The sequence below is a fragment of the Allosphingosinicella sp. genome (assembly GCF_036403745.1).
Taxonomy (GTDB): Bacteria; Pseudomonadota; Alphaproteobacteria; order Sphingomonadales; family Sphingomonadaceae; genus Allosphingosinicella.
On the sequence record NZ_DASWQI010000058.1, the window covers coordinates 37,864 to 52,813 of the forward strand.

A 14,950-nucleotide genomic window follows, 5' to 3' on the forward strand; every position below is an offset into this window, starting at 1 on the left:
ATCCATGTCGACGCGCTCAAAGGGGTGGGGCGCGCGGGACAGACCTTTATGGGTTCGGTACTGGAGAAATTGAGCGGACGCATGCTGTCGGTGATCGCCGGCTCGGCCGCCTTCGCGCTGACCTTGCTCGGCTTCCTGCTTCTCGGCAGCGTCAACCAGCAGGTTGCGGCGTCACTGGTCATGGGCCTCTTCGCGCTCTGCATCGTCCGGATGGCGGCGGAGCGCCCGAACGGCGACCAGGCCCGCGCGGTGGCGGCGCTCATCGACCGGCTGCTGGCGGTTCGCAGCGGCGATCTCACCAGCGCCGCGCCGCAGCCGTTGAAGCAGGCGATGCCCGAGCTCGCCTCGGCGGTCGATGGCTTGTTCGAGCAGGTCCGCTCGACCCTCGACGACGTCCATGCCCTCGCCATGTACGATCCGGTGACGTCGCTCCCCAACCGGATTCATTTCCGCCGGGAGGCGGAGCAGATGCTGCGCGCCACCCGCGCCGACGGCTCCGCCGCTCTGCTGTTCATCGATTTGGACGGCTTCAAGGAGGTCAATGACTGGCTCGGCCATGCCCAGGGCGACCAGGTTCTCGCCCTCGTCGCCGAGCGCCTCCGGAAGGTCGTGCAGACCGAGATCGACCCTGGCGCGATGTCGGCGCCGCTCGTCGCGCGTCTCGCCGGCGACGAGTTCACCATTCTCCTGCCCAGGGTCAGCGGCTCGGACGAAGCAGAGCGGATCGCCGCCTGCGTCGTCGCTTCGCTGTGCGAGCCGTTCCCGTGCGGCGAGCATGCCTCCTGGCTCGGCGCCTCGATCGGCATCGCGCTCGCCCCCGAGCACGGCCAGGACCTCGCGGAGCTGATGAAGGCGGCCGACGTCGCCATGTACCACGCCAAGGCCAGCGGCCGGTCGCGCACCTGCCTCTACGACGCGGCCCTCGCCCGCGCCTGCGAGGAGCGGGCTGAGAGCGACGCGGCGATGCGCAACGCCGTGGCCCGGAGCGAACTGGAGCTCGTCTACCAGCCGCAATTGTGTCTGAGGACCGGCGCGATCGTCGGCGCCGAGGCGGTGGTGCGGTGGAACCACGCGAAGGGCGAGCGCTGGCTGCCGGACGATCTGGGCACTTTGTGCCACGAACGCGCCGTCGCGCTGGAGATCGGCGACTGGACGCTGTCGACCGCCATCGCCGCGCTGACGCGCTGGCGCCGCGAGGGCCTCAACCAGCGCCTCGTCGTGCCGATTCGCCGCCAGCAATTGCAGCGCGGCGACGCCTTCGAGCGGCTGCGCGGACTGCTCCTCACCGGCACTGTCGCGGCGGGCGACATCGAGATCGAGATCGCCTCTTCGCTGCTCGCCGACTGCGACGCCAGGATGCTGCGCGGGCTCGAGGCGCTGCGGCGGGATGGCGTGCGGCTGTGCATCGGCGGCTTCGGCGAGGGCAATGCCTCGCTCGTCCGCATCGCCTCGCTGGCCGCGGACCGGATCAAGCTCGACCCGTCACTCATCGCCGACGTCCACAGCTCGCCCCGCACGCGGGCGGTGGCGACCTCGCTCGTCCACCTCATCCACGGCCTCGGCTGCGCGGCGGTCGCCGTCGCGGCCAATCGCCACGAGCAGTTGGAAGTGCTGCGCGCCATCGGCTGCGACGAAGTGCAGGGCCTGTTCAGCGCCGAAGCGATGGCGGAAGCGCCGTTCGTCCGCTGGGCGCTGGGCCAGGACTGCGCCCGCAGCCTCGCCCGCGTGTCGGCCTAAGCCAGCGCCATCCGCAGGATTCGTGCGTAGATGCGCTGGAGGGCGTAGATGTCCTCCACGGCGGCAGCTTCGTCGAGCTTGTGCATGGTCGCGTTGGGCAGGCCGAAATCGACCACCGGGCAAAGCTTGATCAGGTAGCGCCCGTCCGACGTGCCGCCGCTGGTCGAGAGCTCCGGCGCAATGCCAGTCTCGGCGCGGATCGCCTCCGTTACCAGCTCATAGAGCCGCCCCGGCGGAGTCAGGAACGCTTCGCCCGAGATCTTCGCCCTGACAATGGCGTCGGGCGCTTCGGCGGCGACGGTGCGGCGGACGAGGGCGACGAGGTCCTCGCCGCGCTGGAGGTTGTTGAAGCGGATGTTGAGCTGGATGCGGGCCGAGCCCGGGATGACGTTCGTCGTCTTGCTGCCCGTCTCCACGGCGGTCATTTCGAGGTTGGAGGGCTGGAACGTCTCGTTGCCGTCGTCGAGGTGGAGGGCGTCGAGCGCGGAGACGATGCGGCCGAGCTTCGGGATCGGGTTGTCGGCGCGGTGGGGATAGGCGACATGGCCCTGCACGCCGGGCACGTCGATCCACATGTTGACCGAGCCGCGGCGGCCGATCTTGGCGATGTCGCCGAGGCGTGAGTCCGAGGTCGGCTCGCCGATCAGGATCATGTCGGGCCTGATCCCCCGCTCCGCCATCCATTCCATGATCGCCGGGGTGCCGTAGGTGGCGGGGCCTTCCTCGTCGCCCGTGATGAGGAAGCTGATCCGGCCCTGGTGCTCGCTGAGATCGCTGCAGGCGGCGGCGAAGGCGGCGACGGCGCTCTTCATGTCCACCGAGCCGCGGCCGTAGAGGAGGCCGCCGCGCACCTCGGGCGTGAACGGGTCGCTCGCCCAGCCGTCGCCGGCGGGGACGACGTCGAGATGGCCGGCGAAGCCGAAGTGGGTGCCTTCGCCGCCGCGGGTGGCGAAGAGGTTCTCGACCGGGCCGTCCGGCGCCTCGCCGAGCACGAAGCGGTGCACCTCTAAGCCGATCCCCGCCAGCGCCGCCTCGAGAATTTCGAACACTTCGCCGGTGGCGGGCGTGACGCTCGGGCAGGCGATGAGGCGGGAGGCGAGGTCGATGGCGTCGATTGCGGCGGTCATCGGGCGGGACTAGCAACAGCGGCGGGTCTTGCACAGCAGGGAGGGACGAGGTGCCGAAGATCGATCTGGACGCGATCGAGCAGGTCAACCGGACGGGCTATCCCGCGCCGTTCGATGCCGCCGTGGCGGGACGCTGGTACCGCCGCCTGGCGCCTGCGACGGGGCTCACCGCACTCGGTGCGAGCCATGTCGTGCTGAAGCCCGGCGCTGGTCGTCGCAGCGCCACTCGCATGCCGGGGAGGACGAGTTCCTCGTCATGCTGGCAGGGGAGGGGGTTCTGGTCGACGATGCGGGCGAGCATGTCCTCCGGCCGGGCGATTGCGCCGCCTTTCCGATGAACGACGGCAACGGCCATCATGTCCAGAATCGCGGCCAGGAGGATTGCGTGTTCGTCGTCGTCGGCGCCGGGAGCAATGGCGGCGGCGACTATCCGGACATCGACATGCGCTTCACGCCCGACGGGACCTATGTCCACAATGACGGTACGCCCTATGAGGCGAAGCGGGCGCCCTAGCCGGCGGGGGGCGCCTCATACTGCTCGATGACCCAGGGCTCGTCCTGGGCCGCCTCGATCCATTCCTGCATCCACGGATGGCCGAGCATCGCTTCCACATAAGCCGCGGCGAAGCGGGGAACCGGGACGGAATAGGTGACGAAGCGGGTGACGACCGGCGCGAACATGATGTCCACGGCGCCGAACGTCCCGAACAGGTAGGGGCCGCCGTCGCCGTAGCGGGCGCGGGCCTGCGCCCAGAGCTCCATGATGCGGGAGATCTCGGCCTTGGCCTCGTCGGCTATGGCCTTGGGCGGGAAGTGCTTGCGCACGTTCATGCCGTAGTCGCGGCGCAGGTTCGGATAGCTCGAATGCATTTCGGCGGCCATCGAGCGGGCCATGCCGCGGGCGGCGTCGTCGGCGGGCCAGAAGCGGGCGCGGTCGGTCTTGTCGGCGAGCCATTCGATGATCGCCAGCGAATCCCAGATCACCGCCCCAGCGCCGCCAACGGCTCCGTCCCACAGCACCGGCACCTTGCCGCCCGACGGCGCGAACTCGTTGCCCTCGCGCCGCCGCTCCCATTCCTCGTCGAAGAGGGGAACATTGATCTCCTCGAAGGCGAGGCCCGATTGCTTGACGGCGAGCCAGCCGCGCAGCGACCAGCTCGAATAGGCCTTGTTGCCGATAATGAGCTTCAACATGGGCGCGGGCCTGCCCGAGCAGGGGCGGGCCGATCAAGCCCAAAGAAAAAGGCCGCCCGCTCGAATGGAGCGGACGGCCTTGATTCTCGCAGCGGCGAAGGAGGCTCAGGCCTCGCTCGCGGCCTCGCCGTCGGCGGCCGCCGTGGCCGTCGGGATCTCTCCCGGCTCGGCGTTGGGATCGTAATCCTCGGTGAAGCCGGCGCTGTCCTTCTCGAACATCTGCGTCATCACGTCGACGCCCTGCGCCTGCATCTCCGCCTCTTCCGGCGACCGGGCGATGTTGACGTGCACCGTCACCGCCACTTCCGGGTGGAGGGCGATCTTCACGTCCTGCATGCCGATCGCCTTGATCGGCCGGTCGAGGACGATCTGGTTCTTGGCGATCTTGTGGCCCTCGGCTTCGAACAGCTCGGCCAGATCGCGCGCGCTGACCGAGCCGTAAAGCTGGCCCGTGTTCGACGCCTGGCGGATGAGCTGGACGGTGATGCCGTCAATGCCCTTGGCGTCCTTCTCGGCCGCCGTACGCCGCTCGGCGTTCGTCGACTCGATGCGGGCACGGTTCGATTCGAAGACCTTGCGGTTCGATTCGTTGGCCCTGAGCGCCTTGCCGTTGGGGAGGAGGAAGTTGCGGGCGTAGCCGTTCTTCACCTTCACCACGTCGCCGATGGCGCCGAGCTTCTCGATCCTCTCGAGGAGAATGACATCCATTTCGGAAACTCCTTACTTCACGACGTAGGGGAGGAGGCCGAGATGCCGCGCGCGCTTGATCGCCGTGGCGAGCTCGCGCTGCTTCTTGCCGGACACCGCGGTGATGCGGCTGGGAACGATCTTGCCGCGCTCCGAGACGAAGCCCTGCAGCAGGCGGACGTCCTTATAGTCGATGCGCGGGGCGTCCTTGCCGGAGAAAGGGCAGGACTTGCGGCGGCGGAAAAATGGGCGTGCCATGGGTTCTGGTCCTTTCCCTTAGGCGTCGGCGAAATCGGGGCGGGGGGCGCGGTCGCCGCGGTCGGGGCGATCGCCCCGGTCGCCGCGCGGGCCACGATCGCCGCGGTCGCCGCGGTCGCCACGATCACCGCGCTCGGAGCGCTCGTTGCGGCGCATCATCGCGGACGGGCCGGCTTCGTGCTCGTCGACGCGGATCGTCATGTAGCGGATGACGTCCTCGTTGATCTGGGTCTGGCGCTCGAGCTCGGCGGTGACGCCGGGGGGGGCTTCGAAATCGAGGGCGACGTAATGGCCCTTGCGGTTCTTGGCGATCCGGTAGGCGAGGGAGCGCAGGCCCCACGTCTCGGTCTTGACGACCTTGCCGCCGTTCGCTTCGATGATGTCGGTGGCGGTCTGCGCCAGCGCGTCCACCTGGGCCTGAGCCAGGTCCTGACGCGCAATGAACACGTGCTCGTAGAGCGGCATGTCCGCATGTCCTTTTCTGTTGGCCGATCGCTGACGCCGCCCGTTGCGGACGCCCCTCCGGCTGTCGTCTGTAAATGAACCGGGGCGGGAGGCGCACGGCCTTCCGCCCCGATTGCGCCGCTCCATAGCAGAAGCGGCGCTTTTGGCAAGTGACGCCCGGCGTTAGCGCGCCGTGCGCATCAGGTCGCGGGCCATCTGCAGGTGATTGCGCAGCACCGGCAGCTGACCGCGCGCGTAGGCGGCGGTGTCGCGGTCGCCGGTGCGGGCCTGCGCCTGGAACTTGGCGATGTCCTTCTGGTGCTCCTCAACGCCGAAGCGGGCGAACTCGGCGTCGAAGGCGCGGCCGTGCAGGCCCTGCAGGCGGCGCATCTCGGCGCGGGCCTCGGGCTTGACGCCGGCGGGCGGCGGCACGCGGAAGCGGCGCAGCAGCGGCGCTGCGGCCTGCTTCGAGGCGCTGTGGTCGCGCTGGAGCATGCGGCCGGCGTCCTTGGCGGCGCCGGAGGCGCCGCGCTGCTCGGCGAGGCGGCCGAGCTCGATCTCGCTATTGTCGCCCATGCCGGCGTCGCGGAGGAAGGCGGCGGGCGGTGCCGCGAAGGCGGCGGAGGCGGCGAGCGAAGCGGCGGCGAAGGCAATGAGGTGTCTGGTTTTCATTGGAGAGGTCCTCGGGTCTCTGGAGTGGACGCGGCTTACAACCCGGCTCCCCGAAGCGGGTTCCTGCCCGCCGCCTTGACCCTGGCGGGGGCGCTCGCCTACGCGCCCGGCAACAGGAGGAGAGGCGATGCGCGCGTTCATTTTCCCGGGCCAGGGGAGCCAGTCGGTCGGCATGGGCAAGGCGCTCGCCGAGGCGAGCCAGGTCGCCCGCCACCTCTTCCAGGAGGTCGACGAGGCACTGGGGCAGAATCTCGCGCGGCTGATGGCGGAGGGGCCGATCGAGGAATTGACCCTCACCGAGAATGCTCAGCCGGCGATCATGGCGAACGCCCTCGCCACCTTCCGCGTCTCGGGTATCGAGGTCGCCAAGGCGAACTTCGTCGCCGGCCACAGCCTTGGGGAATATACCGCGCTCGCCGCGGCCGGATCGTTCGACGTCGCCACGGCGGCGCGGCTGCTCAAGCTGCGCGGGCAGGCGATGCAGCAGGCGGTGCCGGTGGGGCAGGGGGCGATGGCCGCTTTGCTCGGCGCCAGCCTCGAGATCGCCCAGGCGGTGGCCGACGCGGCGGCGCAGGGCGAAGTCTGCACCGTCGCCAACGACAACGATCCCAGCCAGGTGGTCCTCTCGGGGCACAAGGGGGCGATCGAGCGCGCCCTTGTCATCGCCAAGGAGAAAGGCGCCAAGCGCGCAATCCTCCTTCCGGTCTCGGCCCCGTTCCACTCGCCGCTGATGGAGCCAGCCGCTCACGCCATGGAGCAGGCGCTGGCCGATGCGCGGATCGCCGCGCCGGCCGTCCCGCTCTACGCCAACGTCACCGCCGCCCCGGTGAAGGACCCCGCCGAAATCCGCCGCCTCCTCGTCGCCCAGGTCACCGGCATGGTCCGCTGGCGCGAGAGCGTCGCGGCGATGTGGGAGGCGGGCGTCACCGACTTCGTCGAATTCGGCGGCAAGGTCCTCGGCCCCATGGTCAAACGCATCGCCCCCGACGCCAACGTCCGCAGCGTCGTCACGATGGAAGACATCGAAGCCCTCGCGAAGGAAATCTGATATTCGCGCAGAGACGCTGAGACGCAGAGGTGCCGGGTGAGGGATATAGACCGGATAAGCGGCGACGTGCTCGATGCGGCCATAAAGCTGCATAGAGAGCTCGGTCCCGGCCTGCTCGAATCCGTTTACGAAACGGTGCTCGCGGGCCAGCTTCTCAGAATGGGTTATTCCGTTGCGCGGCAGGTGCCCGTGGACATCGAGTTTGAGGGCCTTCGCTTCGCAGCGGCTTTCCGCATCGATATCATGGTCGACGATCGTCTCCTGATCGAGGTGAAGTCGGTCGATCAGCTGCATGCTTCACACGCGAAGCAATTGCTCACCTATCTACGCCTCACCAAACAGCCCGTAGGGCTGCTGATCAATTTCGGCGGGGCCACGCTCAAGGAAGGGTTCCGCCGGCTCGTCAACGACTACCACCCCTCTGCGTCTCTGCGTCTCTGCGCGAACCCAATTACGGAGTAAGATCATGTTCGACCTCAGCGGAATGACAGGCCTCGTGACGGGAGCCTCGGGCGGGATTGGGTCGGCGATTGCGCAGGCGCTTGCCGGGCAGGGGGCGCGGTTGGCGGTTTCCGGGTCGAACGTGGAGAAGCTGGAGGCGTTTCGGGCATCGCTCGGCGGGGAGCATGTGGCGGTGGATTGCGACCTTTCGGACGCGGCGGCGGTCGATGGGCTGGTGCCGCGGGCGGTGGAGGCGCTGGGGGGGAAGCTCGACATCCTCGTCAACAATGCCGGGGTGACGCGCGACAACCTCGCCATGCGGATGAAGGACGAGGAATGGGCGGACGTCATCCGCATCAACCTTGAGGCGACCTTCCGCCTTGCCCGCGCCGCGATGAAGCCGATGATGCGCGCCCGCTACGGCCGGATCGTGTCGATCACCTCCATCGTCGGCGCGATGGGCAATCCGGGGCAGGCGAATTACGCGGCGTCGAAAGCCGGGGTGACCGGCATGTCGAAGGCGCTCGCGCAGGAGGTCGCCAGCCGCAACATCACCGTGAACACGGTCGCGCCCGGCTTCATCCGCTCGGCGATGACCGATGCGCTGCCCGACAGCCAGCGCGAGAATCTGATGGGCAAGATCCCGGCTGGGAGGCTGGGCGAGGGGGCGGACGTCGCCTCGGCGGTGGTCTACCTGGCGAGCCGGGAGGCGGCCTACGTCACCGGGCAGACGATCCACGTCAATGGCGGCATGATCATGCTCTGAATGGGGACGGCGCCCGCCGCCGCGTCGCCGCCCCTTGCCGCCCCCCCGGACACCGGCTAGGGCTGGCAAAAATACCACCTAGGGAAGGGTAGCACATGAGCGAGACCGCCGATCGCGTGAAGAAAATCGTCGTCGAGCATCTCGGCGTCGAAGCCGACAAGGTGACCGAGGAAGCGAGCTTCATCGACGATCTGGGTGCCGACAGCCTCGACATCGTCGAGCTCGTCATGGCCTTCGAGGAGGAGTTCGGCGTCGAAATTCCGGACGATGCCGCCGAGAAGATCGGGACGGTCCGCGACGCCATCGACTATATCGAGGCGAACAAGGCCTGAGCCTGCGCGCCGAGCACGGCGTGTCGAGTTTTGAAGAACGGCTCCCCGGCCGGGCCTGTCGACAAACGGTCGGCGGCGCCCCATGTCGGGGAGCCGTTCGCCTGTTCCAGCAAGGAGTGACTGAATGCGCCGCGTCGTCGTAACCGGTCTTGGGCTCGTGACGCCGCTCGGCGGAGACGTCGAGACGACCTGGACCAACCTCATCGCGGGCAAGAGCGGCATCGGCCCCATCACCCGCTTCGACACCAGCGATCACAAAGCGAAGATCGCCGGCGAGGTGAAGCCCAAGGACCACCCCTACGGCTTCGACGCCGACAAGAGGGTCGACCACAAGGTCCAGCGGCAGGTCGATCCGTTCATCGTCTACGCGCTCGACGCCGCCGGACAGGCGCTCGAGGATGCGGGGCTGACCGACATGGACCAAGACCTGAAAGAGCGGACAGGCGTGTCGATCGGCTCCGGCATCGGCGGCCTTCCGGGCATCGAGAGCGAGTCGCTGGTTCTTGCGAACAAGGGGCCGGGGCGGGTCAGCCCGCACTTCGTGCACGGGCGGCTGATCAACCTCACCTCCGGTCAGGTCTCGATCAAATATGGCCTGATGGGGCCGAATCATTCGGTGGTGACCGCCTGCTCGACGGGCGCCCACTCGATCGGCGACGCCGCGCGCATGATCAAGGACGACGATGCCGACATCATGCTGGCCGGTGGGGCGGAGAGCACGATCAACCCCTTGGGCGTCGCCGGTTTCGCCCAGGCGCGCGCGCTCAACATGACCTTCAACGATCGGCCCGAACAGGCGAGCCGCCCCTATGACAAGGGCCGGGACGGCTTCGTCATGGGGGAGGGCGCGGGCGTGCTGGTGCTCGAAGAATATGAGCACGCCAAGGCGCGCGGCGCTAAGATCTATGCGGAAGTCGTGGGCTACGGCCTTTCCGGCGACGCCTATCATGTCACGGCTCCGCACCCCGAGGGAAAGGGTGCCGAGCTCGCGATGCGCATGGCCCTGCGGAAGGCCGGGCTTACCCCTGACGACATCGACTACGTGAATGCGCACGGCACCTCCACCATGGCCGACACGATCGAGCTGGCGGCCGTGAAACGCGTCCTCGGGGACGATCTTCACGGCGCGTCGATGAGCAGCACCAAGTCGGCCATAGGCCATTTGCTCGGGGGCGCAGGCGCCGTGGAGGCGATCTTCTGCGTACTGGCGATCCGCGACCAAATCGTGCCGCCGACGCTGAACCTCGACGATCCGGACGAAGGCACCGAGGGTGTCGACCTTGTGCCGCACAAGGCCAAAAAGCGGCGGGTCCGCGCGGTGCTGAACAACAGCTTCGGCTTCGGCGGCACCAATGCCAGCCTGGTGATGAAAGCCGTCTGATCCGGCCATGAAGAAACTGCTCGCGCTGGTCCTGGTCGCCGCGCTCGTCACCGGCGTATGGTTCATCCAGGGCTGGAACGCGCGCGGGCCGGCGCAGCACCAGGTGACGGTGGTTATCCCCAAGGGGGCGAGCCTCGCCTCGGCGGCGACGCTGCTCCAGAAGGCGGGCGCGATCTCGTCGCGGCGCCGCTTCCTCCTCCAGGCGCGGCTGTTCGGCGGCGGCGGGCGGATCGACGCGGGTGAGTATGATTTCCCCGCCCACGCCAGCCACGCGCAGATCCTGTCGCTGCTCGAAGGCGGCAAGACGCTGCAGCGGATGGTGACGATCCCGGAAGGGATGCCCTCGATCCTCGTCCAGGAGCGGCTGGCGGCGGCGCCGGGTCTTTCCGGAGACGCGCCGCTGCCGGAGGAGGGCTCCGTCCTCCCCAACAGCTACAGCTACCAGCGGGGCGAGAGCCGGGCCGCGGTGCTGGCGCGGATGCAGGCGGCGATGACGAAGACGATCGACCAGCTTTGGGCGAAGCGCAGCCCCGAGACCGTGGTTCAGGACAAGGCTGAGGCGCTGACCCTCGCCTCGATCGTCGAGAAGGAGACGGCCAAGGCTTCCGAGCGGCCGATGGTGGCGGCGGTCTATTCGAACCGGATCCGGCAGGGGATGCGGCTCGGCGCCGATCCGACGATCATCTATCCCATCACCAAGGGCAAGCCGCTCGGCCGCCGCATCTTGAAATCCGAGGTGCAGGCGGTGAACGGCTACAACACCTACACCAAGGCGGGGCTCCCGGTCGGGCCGATCGCCAATCCGGGCAAGGATTCGATCGCCGCCGTGCTCCACCCGGCGCAGACTCAGGCGCTCTACTTCGTCGCCGACGGCACCGGCGGCCACGTCTTCGCCAACACGCTGGCCGAGCATAATGCCAACGTGAAGAAGTGGTTCGACATCCGCCGAGCGCGGGGGGAGATGTAGGGGCCCTCGTCCTCCCTGTCGGCGGAGCCGATGGGAAGGGGGGCCGCGCGAAGTGCGGTGGAGGGGCCTTGCTGAGTCGATAATGGCCCCTCCACCACCCTTCGGGTGGTCCCCCTCCCCATGAGGCTTCGCCTCACGAGGAGGACTGAAGGTTAAACCGCCAGACGCCGCCGCTCGATGCCGTCGGCGCTGCCGGCGGGCTGGGCGCAGGTGAAGGGTTCGACCGTCACCTTCTGGGAGGAATGGCTGACCTGGATCGCCATGCGGTCGTCGACCATCAGCCCGACATGCTCCTCGCAGAACAGGAGGTCGCCGCGGCGCAGCGGAGCGCCGTCCGGTACGGGTTCGCCGAGGCTCCGCTGGTCCACGGTGTCGCGCGGGCAGTCGATGCCGCAGAGCTGGAGCGAGAGCTGGACGAGACCCGAGCAGTCGATGCCGTGGAGGCTGCGGCCGCCGCGCAGATAGAGCGTGCCCATCAGGCGCTGCGCGACCGTCACCGGGTCCGCCTCCGGCTCCGCGATGGGCCGCAAATAGCTCAGAGGGATGAAGCCGCCTTCGAATTCCAGCACCGCGCCCTTCACGTTGCCGTGGAGGCGCGCGCCCATCGGCAGGAAGGAGAGGGCGGCCGAGAGCGGGTCGCTTCCCGCCTGCACAGGCGCCTGCGCCTCGATGACGATATGGGTGGTCTCGAGCGGGGCGGCGAGCTCAATCGCCTCGACATAGCCGACCCGGTGGTCGAGCCGGCAATAGCCCCAGGCCCAGCCGCCGCTGATATCGAGCACCGCGAATTCCTCGCCGGGGAGGAGCTGCGACACCGCCTCCGCCTCGTCGGCGGGCTCGCTGCGCACCATCGCGGGGATGATCCCGCATGCCCGGGTCAGCGCCTCCGCATAATGCGGGGCGAACAGGCGGTCGGCGAGGTCGATGTCGGCGATGTCCTTGCGCCAGGCGTTGAGGCGCGGATCGAGGACCATCGACGGCCCGTCGAGGGTGAAATGCCGAGGGTCTGGACTCATAATGGGCAACGGCCGTGACGAGGCGGAGAGGGGGTCAGGGCTAGGCGCGAGGAGGGAGCGATGCTGATGCATCGTGACCGACGAGCAACGACGCCATGGCCGCCTCTCCGCCTCGCCGCTTCGCGGTCGCCCGGAGAAGGGCAGCGGCTACGTGGCGGCGCTTGTGCGGGCAACGGCCCGCCCTGCGCACCGCTCCTTGCCGCTGCCCTTCTCCGGGCGATCCTGGCCATTGCCGGTCATGAGTCCAGACCCTCGAGGGCATAGCCGAACCGCTCTGCCCACGGCGCCAGGATCGGGAGGATGGGCGCGAGGCGGTCGCGGTAGCGGGTCCAGCGGCCCTCGGCGCGGCGGTAGATCGGCTCGGTGACCTGGGCGTAGCTCGCCGAGGCGACGTAGCCGCGGGCGCGGGCCGCCTGGCGGTGATCGGCGGCCTCGGGGGTCCAGTCGAGGCCGACATAGGCGAAGAGCGGGCGGAGCGCCGCGTCCGGATCGGCGATGAGATCTTCGTAGCGGATGGCGTGCGGCGTGAGGCCCAAGGCGGTGCGGCTCGCTTCCCAGGCCGACATCACCCGGTCGTAGAGGCGCGCCGCGTCGCCGAGATCGAGGAAGTTCGCCATCGCGTAGTTCAGCTTGAAGTTGGTGAAGAGGCAGCTGAGCACGACGTCCGCCGGGTGGCGCAGCGAGAGGATGATCTTCGCCTCGGGGAAAAGGCGGTGGAGCCAGGGCAGCCGGGCGAGGTTGAGCGGCATCTTGTCCACCGGGATGCGGCCTCCGGCGTCGGGAGCATGTTCGTCGACTCCGGCGAAATAGAAGGCGCGGAGGCGCTCGATCTCCGGCTGGGAGAGAGTGGCGAGGCGTTCGAGCCCGCCGGCCTCCTCGATCACTCGATTCCACAGCGGCCTCTCCTCCAGCACCAGGAGCCGCGGGTTCGCCATGAGCATTGTGTCGAGCAGGGTCGTGCCGGAGCGGGGGAAGCCGACGAGGAAGATCGGCGCCGGCCGTTCCGGCGGCGGCGCGGGCGGTGTCCACGAGGCGGCCCAGGCGGGGGTGACGGTCGCGATCACCTGCTCGACCTCATCGCGGTAGATCGCGGCGCCAGCCTCGGCCTCGGCATCCGCTGCCGTCTCGTTCATCGCGGCGAACGCCTGCCAGGCGGCGTCGGCGCGGCCGAGGCGGTCGCTCATTTCGCCGATCAGCTGCAGCCGGCGGGCAGGCTCGACGTCGGCGGGGGCGGCTTCGGCGGCAGCAAGGGCCTCTTCGATCCGCCCCTCCCGGCGCAGGGCAAAGGCGCGGAGGAGGTGGAGGCTGTCGTCGTGGACGCCGGCCGCGTCGGCTTCGGCGAGCATTCCGGCCACCTCGTCTCCCCGCCCGCCATGTTCGAGGAGGAGGCCGAGGCCGAACCAGGCATCTGCGGAGGCCGGCTCGACGGCGAGCGCGGCGCGGTAGGCCCGCTCCGCCTCCTCGACGCGCGCCGCGCCGGCGAGGAGGTTCGCCCGCTCAGTCTCCAGGCCCGCATCGGGAGGTCCGCGATACGCCCGCAGCGCCGCCAGCGCGCCCTCCTCGTCGCCTGCTTCGAGAAGGGCCCGCGACAGGTTGCAGTGAATCGCCGCGTCCGCGGGTCGAAGCCGCGCCGCCTGGACAAGCGCGGCGGCGGCGGCGGCCAGGTCGCGGAGCGCGCGGCGGGCGTTGCCGAGGTTGTTCCAGCTCTCGGCGTCCTCCGGGTGGCGGGCGACGAGCGCTTCGTACAGGCGGGCCGCTTCGGCGGGGCGACCGAGGGCCTGCAGCAGCCAGGCGTGGAGGCGGGCGCGCCGCTCGCCGGGGTCGGGCAACGCGGCGGCTTCCGCGCAGGCCGACTCCGCTTCCGCTAGGCGACCGAGATCGACCAACGCCTGGGCGAGGTTCTGCCGCACGCCGGGATTTGCCGGGCGCGCCGCCGCGGCCGCGCGCAGGGCCGCGACGCCCTTGACGCCATCGCCGGTCTGGCACCGCATGATGCCGACGAACTCGAGCAGCTGCGGGTCCTTCGGCGCCTGCCTGAGCAGCTTCTCGCCGGCCTTGCGGGCGCCGCGGGCGTCGCCGCGGCGGAACAGGGCGACGGCTTCGGCGAAGCTCGTCACGTGCGCCGCTCGCGGAAGAAGTCCCGGAGCAGCGCGCCCGCCTCCTCCTCGCCGATGCCGGGATAGACTTCGGGGGCGTGGTGGCAGGTCGGCTGCGCGAACAGGCGCGGGCCGTGGAGGACGGCGCCGCCCTTCGGGTCCGGCGCGGCGAAATAGAGGCGGCGGATGCGGGCCAGCGCGATGGCCCCGGCGCACATCGCGCAGGGCTCGAGCGTCACCCACAGATGGCATTGGTCGAGCCGCGACGTGCCGAGCGCCTCGGCCGCCGCCCGCAGCGCCACCATCTCCGCATGGGCGGTCGGATCGTGTCCCTCGCGCATCCGGTTGCGCGCTTGGGCGATTACAGCGCCTTGGCGGGTGACGACGGCGCCGACGGGCACCTCGCCCGCAGCCGCGGCCGCGCGCGCTTCGGCGAGCGCGATCTGCATCGGTTCGAAAAAAGGCGCGGGCATCAGCGGACGGCTAGCCCGCCGGGCGGCGCGGCGGAAGCCTCAGTGGGCGGCGGAGTTCGAATCGCCGACGCGGATGGTCGGCACGTCGAGCTGCTTGGTCTTGGTCCCGACCGTCGGCACCTGGACGTTGGCGGTGGTGGTGCCGACCTCGACCGTCTTCACCTTGACGTCGAAGGCCGGCGCCTGCGCCTGGCGGGTCTGGGTGAGCGAAATGGTGCCGGTGTAGACGAGGGCGATCCCGATCAGGATCAGGAGGGCGACGAGGAAGAGGAGTGCGCGCATGGCCGGTCCTTGAAACGGGTGTGCCTGAT

17 protein-coding genes and 1 pseudogene are annotated in these 14,950 nt (G+C 69.4%); 8 read left to right on the forward strand and 10 right to left on the reverse strand.

Annotation, left to right across the window (positions count from 1 at the left end):
- Window positions 1-48 precede the first annotated feature (48 nt).
- Window positions 49-1,737: a putative bifunctional diguanylate cyclase/phosphodiesterase gene (locus tag VGC56_RS11290; RefSeq protein ID WP_464125004.1), complete on the forward strand. Its 1,689-nt coding sequence runs from the start codon at window positions 49-51 to the stop codon at window positions 1,735-1,737.
- On the opposite strand, the gene dapE is transcribed toward VGC56_RS11290, so the two are convergent.
- Window positions 1,734-2,864, reverse strand: a complete 1,131-nt coding sequence (dapE, locus tag VGC56_RS11295) for a succinyl-diaminopimelate desuccinylase (protein ID WP_464125005.1) — start codon at window positions 2,862-2,864, stop codon at window positions 1,734-1,736. The two genes, VGC56_RS11290 and dapE, sit on opposite strands and share 4 nt — an antisense overlap.
- Before the next feature lie 50 nt (window positions 2,865-2,914).
- Here dapE and VGC56_RS11300 point away from each other — a divergent pair.
- Window positions 2,915-3,378 (forward strand): annotated as a pseudogene (locus VGC56_RS11300) (cupin domain-containing protein).
- Here the strand turns inward: VGC56_RS11300 and VGC56_RS11305 are convergent.
- The 5 genes from VGC56_RS11305 to VGC56_RS11325 form a co-directional block, all read right to left on the reverse strand.
- Window positions 3,375-4,055: a glutathione S-transferase family protein gene (locus VGC56_RS11305; RefSeq protein ID WP_464125039.1), complete on the reverse strand. Its 681-nt coding sequence runs from the start codon at window positions 4,053-4,055 to the stop codon at window positions 3,375-3,377. The pseudogene VGC56_RS11300 and the gene VGC56_RS11305 overlap by 4 nt on opposite strands.
- A 108-nt stretch (window positions 4,056-4,163) precedes the next feature.
- Window positions 4,164-4,766, reverse strand: a complete 603-nt coding sequence (gene rplI / locus VGC56_RS11310) for a 50S ribosomal protein L9 (RefSeq protein ID WP_464125006.1) — start codon at window positions 4,764-4,766, stop codon at window positions 4,164-4,166.
- Window positions 4,767-4,778: 12 nt separating this feature from the next.
- Entirely contained in the window at window positions 4,779-5,003 is a 225-nt protein-coding gene (gene rpsR / locus VGC56_RS11315) for a 30S ribosomal protein S18 (protein WP_464125007.1), read from the reverse strand.
- Window positions 5,004-5,021: 18 nt separating this feature from the next.
- Window positions 5,022-5,468 carry a 30S ribosomal protein S6 gene (gene rpsF, locus VGC56_RS11320; RefSeq protein ID WP_464125008.1) on the reverse strand — a complete coding sequence of 149 codons (447 nt, stop codon included), beginning with the start codon at window positions 5,466-5,468 and terminating at the stop codon, window positions 5,022-5,024.
- A 162-nt stretch (window positions 5,469-5,630) separates the two neighbouring features.
- Complete coding sequence (locus tag VGC56_RS11325; protein ID WP_464125009.1) at window positions 5,631-6,119, reverse strand: DUF4142 domain-containing protein; 489 nt, start codon at window positions 6,117-6,119, stop codon at window positions 5,631-5,633.
- A gap of 127 nt (window positions 6,120-6,246) precedes the next feature.
- Between VGC56_RS11325 and fabD the strand changes: the two genes are divergently transcribed.
- From fabD to mltG, 6 genes are all read left to right on the forward strand, one after another.
- Window positions 6,247-7,167: an ACP S-malonyltransferase gene (fabD, locus tag VGC56_RS11330; RefSeq protein WP_464125010.1), complete on the forward strand. Its 921-nt coding sequence runs from the start codon at window positions 6,247-6,249 to the stop codon at window positions 7,165-7,167.
- Window positions 7,168-7,203: 36 nt separating this feature from the next.
- A complete protein-coding gene (locus VGC56_RS11335) occupies window positions 7,204-7,629 on the forward strand; it encodes a GxxExxY protein (protein ID WP_464125011.1) in 426 nt (141 codons plus the stop codon).
- Between the two features lie 4 nt (window positions 7,630-7,633).
- Entirely contained in the window at window positions 7,634-8,374 is a 741-nt protein-coding gene (fabG, locus tag VGC56_RS11340) for a 3-oxoacyl-[acyl-carrier-protein] reductase (protein WP_464125012.1), read from the forward strand.
- A gap of 95 nt (window positions 8,375-8,469) precedes the next feature.
- Entirely contained in the window at window positions 8,470-8,706 is a 237-nt protein-coding gene (locus VGC56_RS11345; protein WP_464125013.1) for an acyl carrier protein, read from the forward strand.
- Window positions 8,707-8,830: 124 nt separating this feature from the next.
- Window positions 8,831-10,087: a beta-ketoacyl-ACP synthase II gene (fabF, locus tag VGC56_RS11350; protein WP_464125014.1), complete on the forward strand. Its 1,257-nt coding sequence runs from the start codon at window positions 8,831-8,833 to the stop codon at window positions 10,085-10,087.
- A gap of 7 nt (window positions 10,088-10,094) precedes the next feature.
- Window positions 10,095-11,054, forward strand: coding sequence for an endolytic transglycosylase MltG (gene mltG, locus VGC56_RS11355; protein WP_464125015.1), 960 nt, complete (start codon window positions 10,095-10,097; stop codon window positions 11,052-11,054).
- A 152-nt stretch (window positions 11,055-11,206) separates the two neighbouring features.
- Here mltG and VGC56_RS11360 read toward each other — a convergent pair whose 3' ends face one another.
- From VGC56_RS11360 to VGC56_RS11375, 4 genes are all read right to left on the reverse strand, one after another.
- The gene (locus tag VGC56_RS11360) at window positions 11,207-12,028 is read right to left on the reverse strand and encodes a C40 family peptidase (protein WP_464125016.1); all 822 of its coding nucleotides are present in this window, start codon (window positions 12,026-12,028) and stop codon (window positions 11,207-11,209) included.
- Window positions 12,029-12,306: 278 nt separating this feature from the next.
- Window positions 12,307-14,187, reverse strand: coding sequence for a sulfotransferase family protein (locus VGC56_RS11365; protein ID WP_464125017.1), 1,881 nt, complete (start codon window positions 14,185-14,187; stop codon window positions 12,307-12,309).
- Window positions 14,184-14,615 (reverse strand): nucleoside deaminase, encoded by a 432-nt coding sequence (locus VGC56_RS11370; RefSeq protein ID WP_464125040.1) that lies wholly within the window; start codon window positions 14,613-14,615, stop codon window positions 14,184-14,186. Before VGC56_RS11370 ends, VGC56_RS11365 begins: the two co-directional genes overlap by 4 nt.
- A gap of 63 nt (window positions 14,616-14,678) precedes the next feature.
- Complete coding sequence (locus VGC56_RS11375; protein WP_464125018.1) at window positions 14,679-14,921, reverse strand: hypothetical protein; 243 nt, start codon at window positions 14,919-14,921, stop codon at window positions 14,679-14,681.
- Window positions 14,922-14,950: the final 29 nt, after the last annotated feature.